The 17,385-nt window shown below is 73.4% G+C and carries 15 protein-coding genes; 9 read left to right on the top strand and 6 right to left on the bottom strand.

The features are described from left to right. Window positions 1-10: 10 nt before the first annotated feature. Complete coding sequence (locus ACFPL3_RS21945) at window positions 11-772, top strand: 3-hydroxyacyl-CoA dehydrogenase (RefSeq protein WP_343946427.1); 762 nt, start codon at window positions 11-13, stop codon at window positions 770-772. A gap of 36 nt (window positions 773-808) precedes the next feature. Here the strand turns inward: ACFPL3_RS21945 and ACFPL3_RS21940 are convergent, their stop codons facing one another. Beyond that, window positions 809-1,144: a histone-like nucleoid-structuring protein Lsr2 gene (locus ACFPL3_RS21940; RefSeq protein ID WP_343946426.1), complete on the bottom strand. Its 336-nt coding sequence runs from the start codon at window positions 1,142-1,144 to the stop codon at window positions 809-811. A gap of 463 nt (window positions 1,145-1,607) precedes the next feature. Between ACFPL3_RS21940 and ACFPL3_RS21935 the strand changes: the two genes are divergently transcribed. Both ACFPL3_RS21935 and ACFPL3_RS21930 read left to right on the top strand, forming a co-directional pair. Further along, a complete protein-coding gene (locus ACFPL3_RS21935) occupies window positions 1,608-1,937 on the top strand; it encodes a DUF3817 domain-containing protein (RefSeq protein ID WP_343946425.1) in 330 nt (109 codons plus the stop codon). Window positions 1,938-2,142: 205 nt separating this feature from the next. Continuing rightward, window positions 2,143-3,369 (top strand): trans-sulfuration enzyme family protein, encoded by a 1,227-nt coding sequence (locus ACFPL3_RS21930; protein WP_343946424.1) that lies wholly within the window; start codon window positions 2,143-2,145, stop codon window positions 3,367-3,369. On the opposite strand, the gene ACFPL3_RS21925 is transcribed toward ACFPL3_RS21930, so the two are convergent. Continuing rightward, window positions 3,342-4,154 (bottom strand): SWIM zinc finger family protein, encoded by an 813-nt coding sequence (locus tag ACFPL3_RS21925; RefSeq protein ID WP_343946423.1) that lies wholly within the window; start codon window positions 4,152-4,154, stop codon window positions 3,342-3,344. The two genes, ACFPL3_RS21930 and ACFPL3_RS21925, sit on opposite strands and share 28 nt — an antisense overlap. Beyond that, entirely contained in the window at window positions 4,147-7,260 is a 3,114-nt protein-coding gene (locus tag ACFPL3_RS21920; protein ID WP_379589606.1) for a DEAD/DEAH box helicase, read from the bottom strand. Before ACFPL3_RS21920 ends, ACFPL3_RS21925 begins: the two co-directional genes overlap by 8 nt. A gap of 456 nt (window positions 7,261-7,716) precedes the next feature. On the opposite strand from ACFPL3_RS21920, the gene ACFPL3_RS21915 reads away from it, so the two are divergent. Continuing rightward, window positions 7,717-8,691, top strand: coding sequence for a mannonate dehydratase (locus tag ACFPL3_RS21915; protein ID WP_343944839.1), 975 nt, complete (start codon window positions 7,717-7,719; stop codon window positions 8,689-8,691). Here the strand turns inward: ACFPL3_RS21915 and ACFPL3_RS21910 are convergent, their stop codons facing one another. Both ACFPL3_RS21910 and ACFPL3_RS21905 read right to left on the bottom strand, forming a co-directional pair. After that, window positions 8,692-9,405 carry an MBL fold metallo-hydrolase gene (locus ACFPL3_RS21910; RefSeq protein ID WP_343944838.1) on the bottom strand — a complete coding sequence of 238 codons (714 nt, stop codon included), beginning with the start codon at window positions 9,403-9,405 and terminating at the stop codon, window positions 8,692-8,694. A 15-nt stretch (window positions 9,406-9,420) separates the two neighbouring features. After that, window positions 9,421-9,564 carry a hypothetical protein gene (locus tag ACFPL3_RS21905; RefSeq protein ID WP_343944837.1) on the bottom strand — a complete coding sequence of 48 codons (144 nt, stop codon included), beginning with the start codon at window positions 9,562-9,564 and terminating at the stop codon, window positions 9,421-9,423. Between the two features lie 51 nt (window positions 9,565-9,615). Between ACFPL3_RS21905 and ACFPL3_RS21900 the strand changes: the two genes are divergently transcribed. From ACFPL3_RS21900 to ACFPL3_RS21880, 5 genes are all read left to right on the top strand, one after another. Continuing rightward, window positions 9,616-10,065: a TIGR03668 family PPOX class F420-dependent oxidoreductase gene (locus ACFPL3_RS21900; RefSeq protein WP_343944836.1), complete on the top strand. Its 450-nt coding sequence runs from the start codon at window positions 9,616-9,618 to the stop codon at window positions 10,063-10,065. A gap of 109 nt (window positions 10,066-10,174) precedes the next feature. Further along, on the top strand, window positions 10,175-11,503 hold the full coding sequence (locus ACFPL3_RS21895; RefSeq protein ID WP_343944835.1) for an ABC transporter substrate-binding protein: 1,329 nt from the start codon (window positions 10,175-10,177) through the stop codon (window positions 11,501-11,503). 40 nt (window positions 11,504-11,543) lie between these two features. Beyond that, window positions 11,544-12,473, top strand: a complete 930-nt coding sequence (locus ACFPL3_RS21890) for a carbohydrate ABC transporter permease (RefSeq protein WP_343944834.1) — start codon at window positions 11,544-11,546, stop codon at window positions 12,471-12,473. After that, on the top strand, window positions 12,470-13,297 hold the full coding sequence (locus ACFPL3_RS21885) for a carbohydrate ABC transporter permease (RefSeq protein ID WP_343944833.1): 828 nt from the start codon (window positions 12,470-12,472) through the stop codon (window positions 13,295-13,297). The genes ACFPL3_RS21890 and ACFPL3_RS21885 overlap by 4 nt, the downstream gene beginning before the upstream one ends. A 21-nt stretch (window positions 13,298-13,318) precedes the next feature. Next, on the top strand, window positions 13,319-16,111 hold the full coding sequence (locus ACFPL3_RS21880; RefSeq protein WP_343944832.1) for an alpha-L-rhamnosidase: 2,793 nt from the start codon (window positions 13,319-13,321) through the stop codon (window positions 16,109-16,111). Here ACFPL3_RS21880 and ACFPL3_RS21875 read toward each other — a convergent pair. Continuing rightward, window positions 16,089-17,312, bottom strand: coding sequence for an MFS transporter (locus ACFPL3_RS21875; protein WP_379589605.1), 1,224 nt, complete (start codon window positions 17,310-17,312; stop codon window positions 16,089-16,091). The two genes, ACFPL3_RS21880 and ACFPL3_RS21875, sit on opposite strands and share 23 nt — an antisense overlap. Between the last annotated feature and the right edge of the window lie 73 nt (window positions 17,313-17,385).

Raw genomic sequence — 17,385 nt, 5'->3', positions numbered from 1 at the left:
GGCGGGCGCGGTGGACATCGACGGCGGAGTGGCAGTGGTGACCGGTGGGGCGTCCGGCCTCGGGCTCGCCACGGCGACGGCCCTGCACGCGGCCGGGGCCCGGGTGGTGATCGTCGACCTCCCGTCGTCGGCGGGTGCCGAACGCGCGGCCGAGCTCGGCGACGGGGTGCGTTTCGCACCCGCGGACGTCCGCAGCGAGGCCGACGTCACCGCCGCCCTCGACGTCGCGGCCGAGCTCGGCCCGCTGCGCGTGGCGGTGAACTGCGCCGGGGTGGGTGGCGCCGCCCGGACGGTGGGGCGCAACGGCCCGTTCCCGCTCGCCGACTTCACGCGCGTCATCGAGATCAACCTGATCGGCACGTTCAACGTGATCCGGCTGGCCGCCGAACGGATGCTGCGCCACGAGCCGGTGGGCGAGGAACGCGGCGTGATCGTGAACACCGCATCGGTGGCGGCGTTCGACGGGCAGATCGGCCAAGCCGCCTACTCGGCGTCCAAGGGCGGCGTGGTGGGGATGACGCTTCCCGTGGCGCGGGATCTGGCGAACGCGCGGATCCGGGTGATGACGATCGCGCCGGGCCTTTTCGACACGCCGTTGCTCGCGGGCGCGTCGGACGAGGTGCGGGCTTCACTGGGCAATCAGGTGCCGCACCCCGCCCGGCTCGGGGATCCTGCGGAGTACGCGGCGCTCGTGACGCACATCGTGGCCAATCCGATGCTGAACGGAGAGGTCATCCGGCTCGACGGCGCAATCCGGATGGCCCCGCGCTGATGCGCGGGTTCGCGATCTCGGAGGCGGTGGCGCGACTCAGTGGGCCTTGTGGTAGGCCTCGAGCACGTTGGACGGGATCCGGCCGCGCTCCGAGATCTTCATCCCCTGCTGCTGGGCCCATTCGCGAATGGCCTGGTTCTGCTCGCGGTCGGTGCTGGGCCGCGCCGTGGCCACCGCGCCACCCGAACGGCGGCGTCCACTCGTGCGACGAGCTGCGGAAATGAAGGGGGCGAGCGCCTCGCGCAATCTGGCGCTATTGGCCGAGGACAGGTCGATCTCGTAGGACTTGCCGTCCATCGCGAACTCGACCTGCTCGTCGGCTTCGCTGCCGTCGAGGTCGTCGACCAGGGTGACGGTCGTCTGCTTGGCCACGGGATGCTGCCTTTCGGAACTGCTCCGGCTAGGCCGGAGGAACCCGCCTGAGGCGGGATCCGGCGCTGGAGAAGGGTGGGTACGAATTTCGGTGCCGATGATAAAGGAGGCCCGAGCGCATTGTCGATCCGGGGCCGATCCGGGGCCGATCCGGTGTGTCGGGGCTGGAATGGATCGTGCCGCCGGGAAAGCGTGCGGCCCGCCCGGCGCCTGGCCCGGCCGGACGGAGGAGTCGGGGTGGGCCCGATAACGGATCGGAACCGCACTCGGGAGGCCGGTGCGGGCATTCCCGGCGGGCCCGCTGCGGGAGATAGTGGCGGCGTGGATCTGTCGTTCGACCGCGTCGCGGTGGTCGACGGGCACCGGCGCGTGAGCTGAGGCCTCCGCGGTTCAGGTTCAAGATCACTCTCCGTGTGCGGTACCCGCCATCCGGGTGGGATCATGCGTCCGGCAGAGTGAAGGGGTGGCTGTCGTCTCCCCGTCCACGGGTGCGCGGGCGTTCCGCGCCGTCGCCATCGCCGAGGCGTGCTCGTGGGCCGGCCTTCTGTTCGGAATGTTCTTCAAGTACGTCGTGGTGTTCGACGACATCGGGGTGAAGGTGTTCGGCCCGATCCACGGCGCGCTGTTCGTGGCCTACGTGGTGGTCACCCTCGTGGTGGCCCGCACGTTCCGCTGGCGGTTGCCGGTCACGATCGTCGCGCTGGTCGCGAGCATCCCGCCGCTCGCCACGCTGTGGTTCGAGCGGCGCGCGCACCGCCGCGGTCTGCTCGCCGAGCCGGTGGCAGTCGCCTAGTGCGGCCCGTGGCACGAAGGGTGCAGGGGCGGGCCGTGCCCACCCGCGGGCGGCCGCCGCCCTCGGGCCCGGGGCGCGGCAGACCACCCGGCCCGATGGCTCCGGCGGGCCCACCGCGCTGATCGTACGAACGGCACCCTCGTCCGATAGAGCGGTACGGGGGTGCCGTTCGTACAGGCTTCGCGCGGTCGCGTACGAAGGAGGCGTGTCCGACACCCCGCACCTCGCCACGCTCGCCGTGCACGCCGGCAACGCCGTCGACGCCGGGAGCGGGGCCATCCGCCGACCACTGGTCATGGCCAACTCCTACGCCCTGCCCGACGACCCGTCCGAGCTGTCCTGGTCGGGCACCGGCACCCGCCTCTACACCCGCAACGGCGGTGCCAACCAGGCGTGGCTGGAGGAGAAGCTCGCCGCGCTCGACGGCGGCACCGCCGCGGTGGCCGTCGCCAGCGGGATGGCCGCCGTGCACGGGCTCCTCTTCGCCGCGCTGCGCACCGGCGACCACGTCGTCTGCTCCGACAACACCTACGTCGGCACGTACCGGCTGCTCACCGAGCTGCTGCCCGCGAAGTACGGCATCACCGCCACGCTCGTCGACTCCTCCGACCCCGCCGCCGTGGCCGCCGCGATCCGGCCGGAGACGCGCCTCGTGCACGTCGAGACCCCCGCCAACCCCACCACCCGGATCACCGACGTGGCCGCGGTGGCCGAGATCGCGCACGCCGCGGGTGCGCCGCTCTCGGTGGACGCCACGTTCGCCACGCCCGTGCTGCAGCGCCCGCTGGCCCTCGGCGCCGATGTCGTCGTCCACTCGCTCACCAAGTACGTCAACGGCCACGGCGACGCCATGGGCGGTGCCGTGATCGGCGCGGGCGAGGCGGGCACGGCGCTGGTCGAGGCCGTGCGCTCGGAGGCGATGGTCAACGTCGGCGGGGCGATCAGCCCGTTCAACGCCTGGTTGATCACGCGCGGCTCGGTGACGCTCCCGATGCGGATGCGGGCCCACTGCGCCAACGCCCAGGCCGTGGCCGAGTTCCTCGACGAAGACCCCCGCGTGGCCTACGTCGCCTACCCCGGCCTCCCGTCCCACCCGCAGCACGCCGTGGCCGCCCGCACCCTCGACGGCGGGTTCGGTGGCATGCTCGCGTTCGCCGTGCGCGGCGACGCCGGCACGCAGAACCGGTTCGTCGCGGCGTTGCGGGTGATCACGTCGGCGGTGTCGCTGGGGCACGACGAGTCGCTGATCGTGCACGTGGCGGGCGACGACGAACGGGCCCGGTACTACCCGGAGGAGTTCCGCCGGTACGGCCACCTGCGGTTCTCGGTGGGGCTGGAGGACCCCCGCGATCTGGTGGCCGACCTCGACCAGGCGCTGACCGCGACGCTCGGCCCGCGGGAGCGCTACTCCGCGGCCCCGAGCGCGCGGTAGGCCGGGCGCAGCAGTTCGCTGACCGGGTGGCCCCGCACCTCGATCGGGAACGGGGGCACCTGGTCGAGCAGGGCGTCCGGCGGGGTGCGCGGGCCCGCGAGCTGCTCGGGCAGCGCGGCCGCGGTCCAGAACCGGTCCATCACCCCGGCGAGGTCGGCGCCCTGCGTGGGTGCTGCGGCGGAGCGCCGGACGCGCAGCTCCTCCAGCAGCTCGTCGCGCTGCCGGCCGCGCAGGGCGAGGATCTGGAACGGGTCGGCGTCGAAGCGCTCCGCGAGGACGTAGCAGACCGCGGCCAGGTGCTTGCACGGCACGGCGAAGTCGGGACAGCTGCAGTCCATCGCCAGGTCGCGCTCGGTGGCGGGGAACAACGACAGCCCCACCGTCTCGAACACCCGCTCGATGTCGCGCGGCATCTCGCCGTTGAGCAGTGCCGCCGCGTACGAGGCGTCGTCGGCGAGCGCCTGGGCCACCGCCGCCCATTCCGCCTTGCCGAACGCCGGCACCCCGAGTCGCACCCGGTAGGGCTGCGGCCGCGAGCCCTGCACCTGCGCGACGGCCCCGCCGACGTCGACGTCGAGCGAGACGATCTGCCCGGCGCGGGCGTAGCTGCGCCCGCGCGACAGCCGCCCTCCGACGCCCAGCTGCTCCAGCACCGAGATGAACCGCTTCGACCACCACGTGCGCGCCACCTGGCCGCGGGTGCTGTGGATCTGGATGCCGCCCTCGACCTTGCGCGGCCGGGCCGGTTGGGCGTCGCGCCACCAGAAGGGGTCCGGGTCAGGCATCCCCGACCTCCTCCTGCACGGCCTCCCCGCCGAGCGCGAACAGCTCCCGCAGCGACTCCGTGGACAGCTCGGTGAGCCAGCCCTCCCCGTCGCCGACGACCATGGACGACAGCGCCTTCTTCCTGGTGATCAGCTCGTCGATGCGCTCCTCGACGGTGCCCGGGCACACGAACTTGCGCACCTGCACGTTGCGCCGCTGGCCGATGCGGAACGCGCGGTCGGTGGCCTGGTTCTCCACGGCCGGGTTCCACCAGCGGTCGAGGTGGACGACGTGGTTGGCCGCCGTGAGCGTGAGGCCCGTGCCGCCCGCCTTGAGCGACAGGAGCATGATCGGCGGCCCGTCGCCCTCCTGGAACCGGGTGACCATCTCGTCGCGGCGCTTCTTCGGGGTGCCGCCGTGCAGGAACGCGACGTCGGTGTCGAACCGGGCCGACAGGTGCGGCACCAGCATGTGGCCGAACTCGGTGAACTGGGTGAAGCACAGCACGCGGTCGCCCTCGTCGAGGATCTCGGCGAGGATCTCCTCCAGGCGGATGATCTTGCCCGACCGGCGGCCGACGGGGGAGCCGTCGTGCAGCAGCTGCGCGGGGTGGTTGCAGACCTGCTTGAGCTTGGCCATCGCCGCGAGCACGTTGCCGCGCCGCTCGATGCCCTCGGAGTCCTCGATCTTCTCCATCATGTCGTCGACGACCGTGCGGTAGAGCGAGGCCTGCTCGCGGGTGAGCTGGTAGTGCTGGGTGACCTCGATCTTGTCGGGCAGGTCGTCGATGATGGTGGGGTCGGTCTTGACCCGGCGCAGCAGGTAGGGGCGGGTCACCCGGCGCAGCTGCGCGGCGGCCTCGCCGTTGCCGTGGCGCTCCACCGGGATCGCGTAGCGCGCGCGGAAGGTGTCGGCCGAGCCGAGCAGGCCGGGGTTGAGCACGTCCATGATCGACCAGAGCTCGGAGAGCCGGTTCTCCACCGGGGTGCCGGTGAGCGCCACGCGGTGCTCGGCCTCGAAGCGGCGCACGGCGCGCGCGTGCGTGGCGCGGCTGTTCTTCACCGCCTGCGCCTCGTCGAGCACCAGCCGCCGCCACGACATCGGGGCGAGGTCGTCGCCGTCGCGGGCCGCGGTGGCGTAGGTGGTGACCACCAGGTCGGCCTCGGCGACGGCGGCGCGCAGCTCCTCGCCGTGGGCGCGGCCGCTGCCGTGGTGGGCGAGTACGCGTAGGTGGGGCGCGAACCTCGCCGCCTCCCGCTGCCACGTGCCCACCAGCGACATCGGGCAGATCAGCAGCGTGGGCGGCCGCTCTTCCTGCGCGCGCTCGGTGGCCTCGAGGGCGAGCAGCTGCACGGTCTTGCCCAGCCCCATGTCGTCGGCGAGGCAGGCGCCGAGGCCGAGCGAGGACAGGAAGGCCAGCCACGACAGGCCGCGCTGCTGGTAGGGCCGCAGCTGCGCCCGGAACTCCGGCGGCGGCTCGATCGGGGTGATCGACCGCTCCGCCGTGCCCGCCAGCAGCTCCCCGATCCAGCCGTCGGCGCGGACGTCGGTGAGCGGGAGCGGCAGCTCGTCCTCGGGCCAGTCGTCGGGGTGGCGCTGGGCCAGCGCCAGCACCTCGGCGGCCGTGGGCGCGGCCGACTCGGGACGGCGCCGCGCCCGGCGCAGGAACTCCAGGCCCTTGCGCAGCCGCTCCACGTCGACGCTCACCCACCGCCCGCGCAGCCGCACCAGCGGCGCCTTCGTGGCGACGAGCTCGCTGATCTCCTCCTCGGACAGCTCCTCGTCGCCGACCGCGATCGACCAGCGGAACTCCGCCAGCTGCTCACGCCCCAGCCCGCTGCGGGTGAGCACGCGGTCGGCCGGGGTGCTGCGCGCGGACAGGGTGAGCCCGACGCGGCGCGCGCCGTCCCAGCCCCGCGGCAGCTGCACCCCGAACCCGGCCTCGACGAGCAGCGCGGCCCGGGTGGTGAGGAACTCGTGGGCGTCCTCGACCGTGAGATCGAGGTGCTCGGGCCGGGCCTGCCGCAACGCCCCGGCGAGCGCCGGGTGGACCAGCGCCGCCCGGCCCAGCTCCGCGAGCATCAGGTGCTGCGGGTCGGTGAACAGGCGTTCCGCCCCACCCGACCACACCTGCTCGGCCGGCACGAGCAGGCTCGGGTCGGCCGTGGACTGCAGCAGGAACTCCAGCACCCAGCGGGTGCCGTCGCCGGTCTGGTCGAGCGTGTCGGGACCGGGGTCGGACGGGTCGTGCAGCGTGGGCAGCTCGGAGAGCCGGAAGCAGGCCCGCCCGTCGCCCGCGGCCTCCGCGCCCACCTCGTCCCACTCGGCGACCGCCTCCTCCAGGGCGGAGAGCTCGGCCGCGGCGCACTCCCCGATCCGGCCGTCGGCGGTGAGCAGCGCGGCGAGCCACGCCTCGGCGGCCGGCAGCTGACGGGAAGCACGACCGCGGCGCGGCGGCAGCAGCGCCACCGGCTGCGGGGCGCGGGCCAGCCGGTCGCGCACCGCTGCGTCGGTGAGCGCCTCGAGCGCGTCGGCGACCAGCTCGTGGGGGTCGGGACCGGCGTCCGGCGCCCCCTTCGGCGACACCGCCTCCGCCCGCCCGACCGGCGGCAGCGCGGCCACCAGTGCGTCGAGCGCCACCGCGTCGAGCCCCTGCACGACCGGCCGCCACCGCGCGAACGCGTGGCCGCCGTGGCGGCGCAGGGTGGGCAGCACCGGCCCCCACGCGGCGAGGTCGGCGACGAGCGCCGCGACCGCCCGCAGGTGGGCCACCGAGCTGCCGTAGCGCGCCTCGTCGGCCGGATCCTCCAGCTCTGCGGCGTCGACGGCGAGGGCGGGGACCGTCCACGCCCGCAGCACCGGCCCACCCCGCGGCGGCGCCGACCGGCCCCCGCTGCGCACCAGCTCGGGCGAGGCGAGCGGCCCACCCGGACGCGAGGGCAGCAGCAGCGTGGCCGTGGTGGGCTTGCCGGGGTGCAGCGCCGCGAGCGCCGACACCGGCGCCGCGAACGGGTGCGGCCGCCCGGGCCGCAACGACCGGCTCGACGCCCCCGCGGGCCGTTCGCCGTCCTCGGCCCACAGCAGCACCCCGCGGCCGGGGGACCAGAGGGCGTGGACGGCGAGCACGGGATCAGGCTACGGAGCGTCCCCGACACCCGGTCGTGGCGGCCGGGCGAGGCGTACGTGGGCGTCGAGGTGGGTGCGGTGGGGTGCTGCTCGCCGGGCGCCGGGTGCTGCCGGCCGGGCACGGCGCGCCCGCCGCAGCGCTGCCGTTGGTTTCGCCGACGCAGGCAGCCTCCGCCGCGCTCACACACCACCACCCGCACTCACACACCGACTGCAACCGGTGTGTGAGCACCACGACCGGTGTGTGCGGCGTCGGCCGGCCGTCGCCGAGGTGTTCGCACACCACCTCTCGTGCCGGCACACCGACTGCAACCGGTGTGTGAGCACCACGACCGGTGTGTGAGGCCCCACCGGCGCGAGCAGGGCTCTGGAGTGGTCACCACATCGGGGGTACGGTCGCCCGAGGTTCTCACCTGTGGGATGCAGTTCCGTGTAGCGGAACGGAGAGGGTGGTCGATGAGGATCGCGGAGATGCTGCCTGCCGACCGTGCGGACGGCAGCCTCTGGCCGCTGATGCGCCAGGCGGGTGTGGCGGACGCGGTGGGCACCCTGCCCGGGGACCCGCGGCCACACCCGGGGCACGAGGCCCCGTGGGACTACCTGCCGATGGTGCGCACCAAGGACCTCTACGAGCGCAACGGCTTCGACCTCGGTGTGATCGAGTGGCGGCCACCGTTCAACCTCGCCAAGCGCGGCCTGCCCGGGCGGGACGAGGAGATCGAGAACGTCTGCACGCTGCTGCGCAACATGGGCAAGCTGGGCATCCCGGTCTGGTGCTACGAGTGGATGACCGACCGCAACTGGGTGCGGACGTCCACGTCGATCCCGGCGCGGGGCGGGTCGACGGTCACCGGGTTCGACCGCGCGATCTTCGAGGCCGGCCCGCCGCCACCGCTCGGGACGATCTCCGAGGAGCAGCTCTGGGAGAACCTGGAGTACTTCCTGGCGCGGGTGCTGCCTGTGGCCGAGGAGGCGGGGGTGCGGCTCGCGATGCACCCGGACGACCCGCCGCTGTCGCCGCTGGGCGGGATCGGGCGGATCATGTCGAGCGTGGGCGGATTCCGCCGGCTGCTGGAGGTCTCCGACAGCCCGATGAACGGCATCACGTTCTGCCAGGGCAACTTCCGGCTCATGACCGACGACGTGCCGGCCACGATCCGCGACCTCGGGGACACCGGGAAGATCTTCTTCGTGCACTTCCGGGACGTGGAGGGCACGGTCGACGGGTTCGTCGAGACGTGGCACGACGCCGGCCCCACCGACATGCGGGCCTGCATCGAGGCCTACCGCGGCATCGGGTTCGACGGCCTCATGCGCTCCGACCACGTGCCGACGCTGCACGGCGAGGTCGGCGCGCAGGCCGGGTACGGGGTGCTGGGGCGGCTGTACGCCGTGGGCTACATCCGCGGGCTGATCGAGGGCACCGCCTGATCACCGCGGCGTCCGTGCGAGGAACGTCCGCACCGCCTCGCGCGCGCCGTCGACGATCTCCGGGCCGTGGGTGAAGCCCGCGCGGTCGTACTCCAGCTCGCCCAGGACGTGGGCGGTGCGTTTCGACATCCGGAAGTCGGTGCAGAACACCCGCGGCGAGTAGCGGATGCCGAGCACGTTGAAGATCGCGTCGCCGGTGATCAGGGTGCGGGTGGGCTCGTGCAGGAGCGACACGTGGCCGGGGGAGTGGCCGGGCGTCGCCACCACCCGCAGCCCGCCCGCGACGGGGAGGACCTGCCCGTCCGCGAGTTCCTCGGCCACCGGCACGGGCGGGAACCGGCCGTTCTGCACCCGGGCGAAGAGGCGGCCCGACACCGACGAGCGGTCGTTCGGCGGGCTCGTGCCCTCGCCCGCGTACCCGGCGTCCCCGCTGTGCACGGCCACGGGGGCGCCGGTGCGGGTGGCCATCTCCCGCGCCCCGCCCGCGTGGTCGGGGTGGGCGTGGGTGAGCACGATCCGCTGCACGTCCGCCGGGTGCTTCCCGAGCGCGGCGAGCCCGGCGACGATCCGCGCGGGCGCCCGCTCCACCCCGGTGTCGACGAGCGTGACGGAGCCGTCGTCGTCGAGGAGGGCGAAGGAGTTCACGGCCCACGAGCCGATCGTGGGGATGCGGAAGACGCCCGGTGCGATCGCCACGGCGGGGGGAGGGGCCATGCGCCCGCAGCGTACTCAGGAGCAGGGGGAACGCGGGTCGAACCCGACCGGCAGGACGTCCAGCTCGGGCCCGGTGAACGGCCGGTCGAACAGCGCGCAGAGGTGTTCGCGCCACTGGCCGGCGGCGAGCGGGAGGTCGACCGGGACGGCATCGGCCAACCCCGGGAGCGCGAGGGCAGGAGCCCGGCGCGCTTACGCCACACTCGGGGGGTGCCCGCGCTCGAACCCGAGGTGATGCGCTCCCGCTTCGCCGCCGCGCCGGTGGCCCGACTGGCCACGCTGCGCCCCGACGGCAGCCCGCGGCTGGTGCCGATCACGTTCGTGCTGCTGGACGGGCTGGTCTGCTCGGCGGTGGACGAGGTGAAGCCGAAGAGCACCACCCGGCTGGCGCGGCTGGCCGACGTGCGCCGCGACCCGCGGGTCGGTCTCGTGGTGGACCACTACGACGCGGACTGGTCGGCGCTGTGGTGGGTGCGGGTGGACGGCACGGCGGCGGTGCACGAGGACGGGCCCACGCGGGAGCGCGCGCTCGCGGCGCTGGCGGCCAAGTACCCGCCCTACGCGGCGGCGCCGCCCTCGGGGGTGCTGCTCGTGGTGACCCCCGTGCGATGGTCCGGCTGGTCCGCGTCCCCGACCAGCGGTGAAACCTTTCACTGCTGATCTCCACATGCCCGCGGTGCGCTCTTGCCCTTGACGGGTGTCACGCTGCGCCCATAGGGTCCCCCCAGCTCTGAAACGTTTAAATTCCCGTCCCGACGAAGAGGTCCTGATGCGGAAGCACACATCCTCGCGCCATCACCTGCGGGTGATCGCGCTCGCAGCCGGCGCGGCGCTGGCCCTCGCCGGGTGCAGCGCCGGCAGCCTCGGTTCCAGCGGCGATGGGGACGGGGTCTCCCTGACCTTCCTCGTCGGCAGCAACCAGAGCAGGGTGAACGCCGCGCAGAGCGTGGCCGAGGCGTTCATGGCGGCCAACGCCGGCATCACGGTGGACGTCGAGACCCGGCCCAGCGGCTCCGAGGGCGACAACATCGTCAAGACGCGGCTGGCCACCGGCGACATGGCCGACGTGTTCGTCTACAACTCCGGCTCGCTGTTCCAGGCGATCGGCCCCGAGCAGAACCTCACCCCGCTCACCGACCAGCCGTGGGTCGGCTCGGTGGAGGAGAACTCCCAGCGGGTGGTGTCGGCGGGCGACCAGGTCTACGGCGCCCCCTTCGGTCCTCAGCTGACCGGCGCGATCCTCTACAACAAGAAGATCTACGCCGACCTCGGCCTCGAGGTACCGCGCACGTGGGACGCGTTCATGCAGAACAACGCGGCGATCAAGGCGGCGGGCATCGACCCGGTCATCCAGACCTACGGCGACACCTACACCTCGCAGCTGTTCGTGCTCGGCGACTTCCACAACGTCGCCTCCGCCGAGCCCGACTTCGCCGAGCGCTACACGGCGGGCCAGGCCAAGTTCGCGACCTCCCCCGCGGCGCTGAAGGGCTGGCAGCACCTGCAGGAGCTGCACGACCTCGGCTACTACAACGAGGACTTCCCCACCGCCAAGATGGAGGAGGGGATGCGCAAGCTCGGCGAGGCCGAGGGCGCGCACTACCCGATGCTGACCAACGGCATCCCCGCCCTCGCGCAGGCGTCCCCCGAGGGCGCGAAGGAGATCGGCATCTTCCCGATCCCGGGCGACGACCCCGCGAAGAACGGGCTGACGGTGTGGTCCCCGGACGGCGTCTACATCCCGAAGACCACCGAGGGCGAGAAGCTGGACGCCGCGAAGAAGCTCGTGGCCTTCATCGCGAGCCCGGCCGGCTGTGACGCGCAGTCCGCGGGCGCCATGCCCACCGGCCCGTACGCGGTGGACGGGTGCACGCTGCCCGCCGACGTCCTCCCGGCCACCACGGACTTCCAGTCCTACATCGACGCGGGCACCTACAGCCCGGCGCTGGAGTTCCTGTCGCCGATCAAGGGCCCGGCCCTCGAGCAGATCACCGTGGAGGTCGGATCCGGCATCCGGCCCGCCGCCGACGGCGCCGCCCTCTACGACGACGACGTCCGCAAGCAGGCGCTGCAGCTCGGGCTGGACGGGTGGCAGTAGCGGCCGCACGCGCGGAGGGCGCCGACATGGTGAGGCCGACATGGTGAGCACGACCACGACCAAGCCGCGTACCCCGGCTGCCGGGGGCCCGGCGGGCACGCCCGCCGGGCAGCGGCCCCGCAGCCCGTACCCGACCTGGTTCTACCTGCCGGCCGCGATCCTCTACACGATCTTCTTCCTGGTCCCGACGGTCGCCTCGTTCTGGTTCAGCCTCACCCGCTGGAGCCTGTTCGAGTCCGAGTTCATCGGCCTGGAGAACTTCGTGCAGTTCTTCCGGGAGCCCGCGCTCGTCACGGGCATGGTCAACACGGTGATCTACGCGGTGGTCACCTCGGGGCTCAAGGTCGTGCTCGGGCTCCTGCTCGGGGTGCTGCTGACCTCGCAGATCATCGCGCGCGGCTTCCTGCGCTCGGTGGTGTTCTTCCCGGTGCTGGTGAGCACGATCGGGGTCGGGATCACCTTCCAGGTGCTGATGGACCCCTTCGGCGGGCTCATCAACGAGACGCTCGCCGTCGTCGGCATCCCGGGGCCGGGCTGGCTCACCGACCCCTCGCTCGCGCTGCTGTCGGTGGCGCTGGTCGACGTCTGGAAGGGCGTCGGCCTCGCCACCGTGATCTACATGGCGGGGATCGTGTCGATCCCGCAGGAGTACTTCGAGGCGGCCCGGGTGGACGGGGCGGGGACGGTGCAGCAGTTCCGCAACATCGTGCTGCCGCTGGCCCGCCCGGCCACCGTCACCGTGATCATCCTGTCGCTGATCGGCGGCCTGCGCTCGTTCGACCTGATCTGGGCGATGACCCGCGGTGGGCCCGGCTTCACCTCCGACGTGATCGCGTCGGTGATCTACAAGCAGTACCAGGCCGGCTTCTACGGGCTCTCCACGGCCGGGAACGTGATCCTGTTCATCCTGGTCACCGCCATCGTCCTGCCGCTGTCGCGGGTGCTCAACCGCAAGGAGGTCGAGCTGTGAGGACCGCGACCCGCTACTGGCTCGGCACCGCCGCGATCGTCGCGTTCGCCGTGGTGTTCATCGTGCCGTTCGCGTTCGTCCTCGTCACCGCGATGAAGACGCAGCGCGAGGCGGGCCTGCTGGAGTTCAGCTGGCCCACCGAGTTCGCGTTCCTTGAGAACCTCCGGGAGGCCCTCGAGGCGCGCGACTACATCCTCATCATCGCGTTCATCAACAGCACGATCCTGACCGTCTCCAGCGTGGCGATCATGGTGATCCTCGCGGCGATGGTCGGGTTCGTCCTGCAGCGCCGCCCGAGCCGCTGGACCGGTTTCATCAATTTCCTCGTGCTGTCCGGGCTGATCATCCCGCCCGCGGTGGTGCCCACGATCTGGGTGCTGCAGGGGCTGGGGCTGTTCCGCACCATGCCCGGGCTGATCCTGGTGGAGGTCGCCTACGGGCTGTCGTTCTCGATCCTGCTGTTCCGGGCGTTCATCGCCACGGTGCCGCGGGAGCTGGACGAGGCCGCGATCATCGACGGCGCGGGGCCGCTGCGGCTGTTCTTCCGCGTGGTCTTCCCGCTGCTGCGGCCGGTGGCGGTCACGGTGATCGTGGTGCAGTCGGTGGTGGTCTTCAACGACTTCACCCACCCCCTGTACTTCCTGCCCGGCGAGCAGAACGCCACCGTGCAGCTCACGCTCTACAACTTCCAGAGCCAGTACGAGACGCAGTACAACCTGCTGTTCATGAACATCCTGCTCATCACCGTTCCGCCGCTGGTGATGTACCTGTTCTTCAACCGCCAGATCGTCGCCGGCATGACGGCCGGCGCCATCAAGGGCTGAACCGACCCGAGAGGAATCTCTGTGCCGTCCGTCGTCCGGATCACCGCCGAGCACGCCACCGATCGGACCACCGTCGCCACCCCGCGCCCCCGCCTGTCCTGGGTGACCGAGTCCGAGACCCCCGGGTGGGTCCAGGCGGGCGCCGAGGTCGAGCTCGACGGTGCCCGCACCGTCCGGGTCGAGGGGCGCGACTCGGTGCTGGTCGACTGGCCGATCGACCCGCTGGAGGCCGGCGCGTCGCACACCGTCCGCGTCCGCGTCACGGGCGAGGACGGCGTCACCTCGGAGTGGAGCGAACCGCACGAGGTCGTGGCCGGCTTCCTGCCCGATGGCGGGTGGACCGCGCAGCTGGTCGGGCTCGCCGACCCGGCGCGGGAGGGGCAGCCCGCACTCGTGCGGGCCGGGTTCACCGTCGACGGGCCCGTGCGCCGCGCCACCCTGTACGCCACCGCGCACGGCGTCTACCAGGTGGAGCTCAACGGCCGTGAGGTCGACGACGAGGTGCTCAAGCCGGGCTGGACGGCCTACGAGCAGCGCCTGGTGCACGAGACCACCGACGTCACGGCCCTTCTCGCCGAGGGCGAGAACGCGGTGGGGGTGTGGCTGTCGGGCGGCTGGTTCTGCGAACGGTTCGGCTTCCGGGAGGCGGCGCTGCACTACGGGCCGCAGCCCGCGGTGGCCGTGCAGCTGGTGATCGAGTACGCCGACGGGCGCACCGCCACCGTGGCGAGCGGCCCGCACTGGCGCGCCACGGGCGAGGGCCCGATCACGGCGGGCGGGATCTACGCCGGCGAGACCTACGACGCCCGGCGCGTGCTGCCCGGCTGGTCGGCATCCGGGTTCGACGACTCGGCGTGGGCGCCGGTGCGGGTCGACGAGACGGTGGTGGTGCCCGAGGCCCGCAGCGCCCCGGCGGCCCGGCGCACCGAGGAGGTGGCGGTCCGGGAGGTGCTCACCACGCCGAGCGGGGCCACCGTGCTGGACTTCGGGCAGAACGTCGTCGGCTGGCTGCGGATCACCGTGTCCGGCGAGCGCGGGCAGGAGGTCGTGCTGCGCCACGCCGAGGTGCTCGAGCACGGCGAGCTGTGCACGCGGCCGCTGCGCCGGGCCGAGGCCACCGACCGCATCACGCTCGCCGGCGGCGGGCCGGAGACCTGGGAGCCGCGCTCGACGTTCCACGGGTTCCGCTACGTGCAGGTGGAGGGCTGGCCCGGCGAGCTCGACCCGGCCGACGTCGTGGCGGTCGTGGTGCACAGCGACATGCGCCGCACCGGGTGGTTCGACAGCTCCTCGGAGCTGGTGAACCGGCTGCACGAGAACGTGGTGTGGGGGATGCGCGGCAACTTCCTGCACGTGCCCACCGACTGCCCGCAGCGCGACGAGCGCCTGGGCTGGACCGGCGACATCCAGGTGTTCGCGCCGACGGCCACGTTCCTGTTCGACTGCGACGGCTTCCTGTCCTCCTGGCTGCGCGACCTCGCACTGGAGCAGCAGGCGCAGGACGGGATCGTGCCGTTCATCGTGCCGAACGTGCTCGAGCGCGCCGCCACGCCCGCCGCGGCGTGGGGTGACGCCGCCACCGTGATCCCGCACGTGCTGCACGAGCGCTTCGGCGACCGCGAGGTGCTGGCCACCCAGTACGACAGCATGCGCGACTGGGTGGAGGTGTTGCTGGCGCTGGCCGGCCCCCGGCTGCTGTGGGAGGGGCGGTTCCAGTTCGGCGACTGGCTCGACCCCGCGGCGCCGCCGGACCGGCCCGGGGACGCCACCACCGACCGCGACCTCGTGGCGAGCGCCCACCTGTTCCGCTCCACCGATCTGCTCGCCCGCGCCGCGGCGCTGCTGGGCCGCGACGACGACGCCGCGCAGTACCGCAAGCTCGCCGAGGACGTGCGGGCCGCGTTCGTGCGCGAGTACGTCACCCCGGCCGGCCGGATGATGTCCGACACGCAGACCGCGTACGCGATGGCGCTGGTGTACGGCATCGTGACCGACGAGGGCGAGCGCCGCGTGATGGGCGAGCGCCTCGCCGAGCTGGTGCGGGTGGCCGGGTACCGGGTGGCCACCGGGTTCGTGGGCACGCCGATCGTGCAGGACGCCCTCACCGAGGGCGGCCACCTCGACGCCGCGGCGCGGATGCTGCTGCAGACGCAGTGCCCGTCCTGGCTCTACCCGGTGACGATGGGCGCCACCACCGTCTGGGAGCGCTGGGACAGCATGCTGCCCGACGGCACCGTCAACCCGGGCCAGATGACCTCGTTCAACCATTACGCGTTCGGGGCCATCGCCGACTGGCTGCACCGGGTGGTGGCGGGGCTCGCCCCGGCCGCGCCGGGCTACCGGGAGATCGCGATCGCCCCGCACCCGCTGCCGGGCCTCGACCGGGCGAGCGCCACGCACGAGACCCCGTACGGGCGCGCGTCGGCGAGCTGGGAGCGGCGCGGAGACGTGGTCGTGGTGGAGGCCGAAGTGCCGGCGAACACGACGGCGACGGTGCGGCTGCCCGGCGGTGACGAGCTGTCCGTGGGCTCGGGCCGCCACCGCTGGGAGGTCCCGGCGCCCACCACGGGCAACGGGCGCGGGCCGGTCTCGCTGGACACCCCGCTGGCCGACGTGATCGACGACCAGGAGGCCTACGACGCCGTGCTGGACGCCATGCGCGCCCACGACGGGACGCTCGTGCAGGCGTTCCTCGACCGGACCCGGTGGCTGCCGCACCTGTCGCTGGGCGCGGGGCTGGAGCGCGTGCCGGCGCCGGTGCGCGCGGACATCGGGTCGGCGCTGGAGTCGGTCAGCCGCGGCCGGGCCGGGTAGGCGCCACCCCGCGGGCCGCGAGCGAGCCCGCCACCGCCAGCAGCGCGATCGCGGCCAGCACCACCGCGAGCGGCGCCGTCCACCCGCCCGACGCGGCGTGGACGGCGCCGAGCACCGGCGGCCCCGTGGCGGCCACGGTGTACCCGCCGCCCTGAACGAGCGCGGAGAAGTGCCTGCTCTCCGCGGAGTCGCGGGCCACCCGCACGATCAGCGAGAAGATCACCACCAGGCCGCCGCCCTGCGCCGCGCCGCCGATCACGCACCAGGCCGTCCAGAACTGCGGGGCGAGGAAGAGGCCGAGCGGGATCGTGATCCACGCGGCGCAGACGACGAGGACGGTCGGCACCGCGCGCGTGTAGCGCAGCAGCACCGGCACCCCGAACGCGCCGGCGAGCGCGGCGATCTGGAACACCGAGGCCGCCGCGCCCGCGCGGGCCGCGGGCATCGCCAGCTCGTCGCGCAGCAGCTGGGGGAGCCAGGCCGTGACGCTGTAGTAGGCGAAGGACTGCCCGGCGAACGCCGCGGTGAGCACCCAGACCACCGGGCGGCGCCACCAGGCCGTGACGACCGCGCCGTCGGGCGCGTCGCGAGGCGGTGCCGGGCGCGCGTCGCTGCCCCGGGTGGCCCACCACCAGACGACGGCGGACCCGACCACCAGCACGCCCCAGCTCGCCAGCGCCACCCGCCAGCCGGTCGCGCCCGCGATCGGCACGGTCAGCGACAGCGTGAGCATCGACCCGACGTTGAGCGCCGCCGTGTACGCGCCGAGCACCGCGCCCGCGTGCCGGGGCAGGTCGCGCCCGATCACCACCGGGATCGCCACGTTGCCCGCGGTGATCGCCAGCCCGAGCAGGAGCGTGCCGGTGATCGCGGCGGGCAGGCCGTCGAGGGAACGCACCACGATCCCGGCCAGCAGCACGCCGGTGGCGGCGAGCACGCCCCGCGCGAGCCCCAGGCGCGCCAGCACCGCGGAGGCGAGCGGGGTGGCGATGCCGAAGCAGAGCACCGGGAGGCTCGTGAGCAGCCCGGCGGTGGCGGCGTCGATGCCCAGGTCGGCGCGGATCGGGTCGATCACGGCCGAGACGGCCACGAGCGGGCCGCGCAGGTTGAGCGCGAGCAGCAGGATCGCGGTGACGAGCAGCGCCGCCGGGACCGCATGCGAGTCGGTGATGGGTGCGGGCCGGGGGCGGGCGGAGGTCACGTGGCTCCATGTTCCTGCCTGCGGCCCGCGCAGTCACGTGGAGGTGAGGGGACAGACAGCGCCGCGGCGCCGG

Origin of the sequence: Pseudonocardia zijingensis (genome assembly GCF_042657305.1) — a bacterium.
Taxonomy (GTDB): Bacteria; Actinomycetota; Actinomycetes; order Mycobacteriales; family Pseudonocardiaceae; genus Pseudonocardia; species Pseudonocardia zijingensis.
This window is presented reverse-complemented; position numbering and strand designations above follow the sequence as displayed.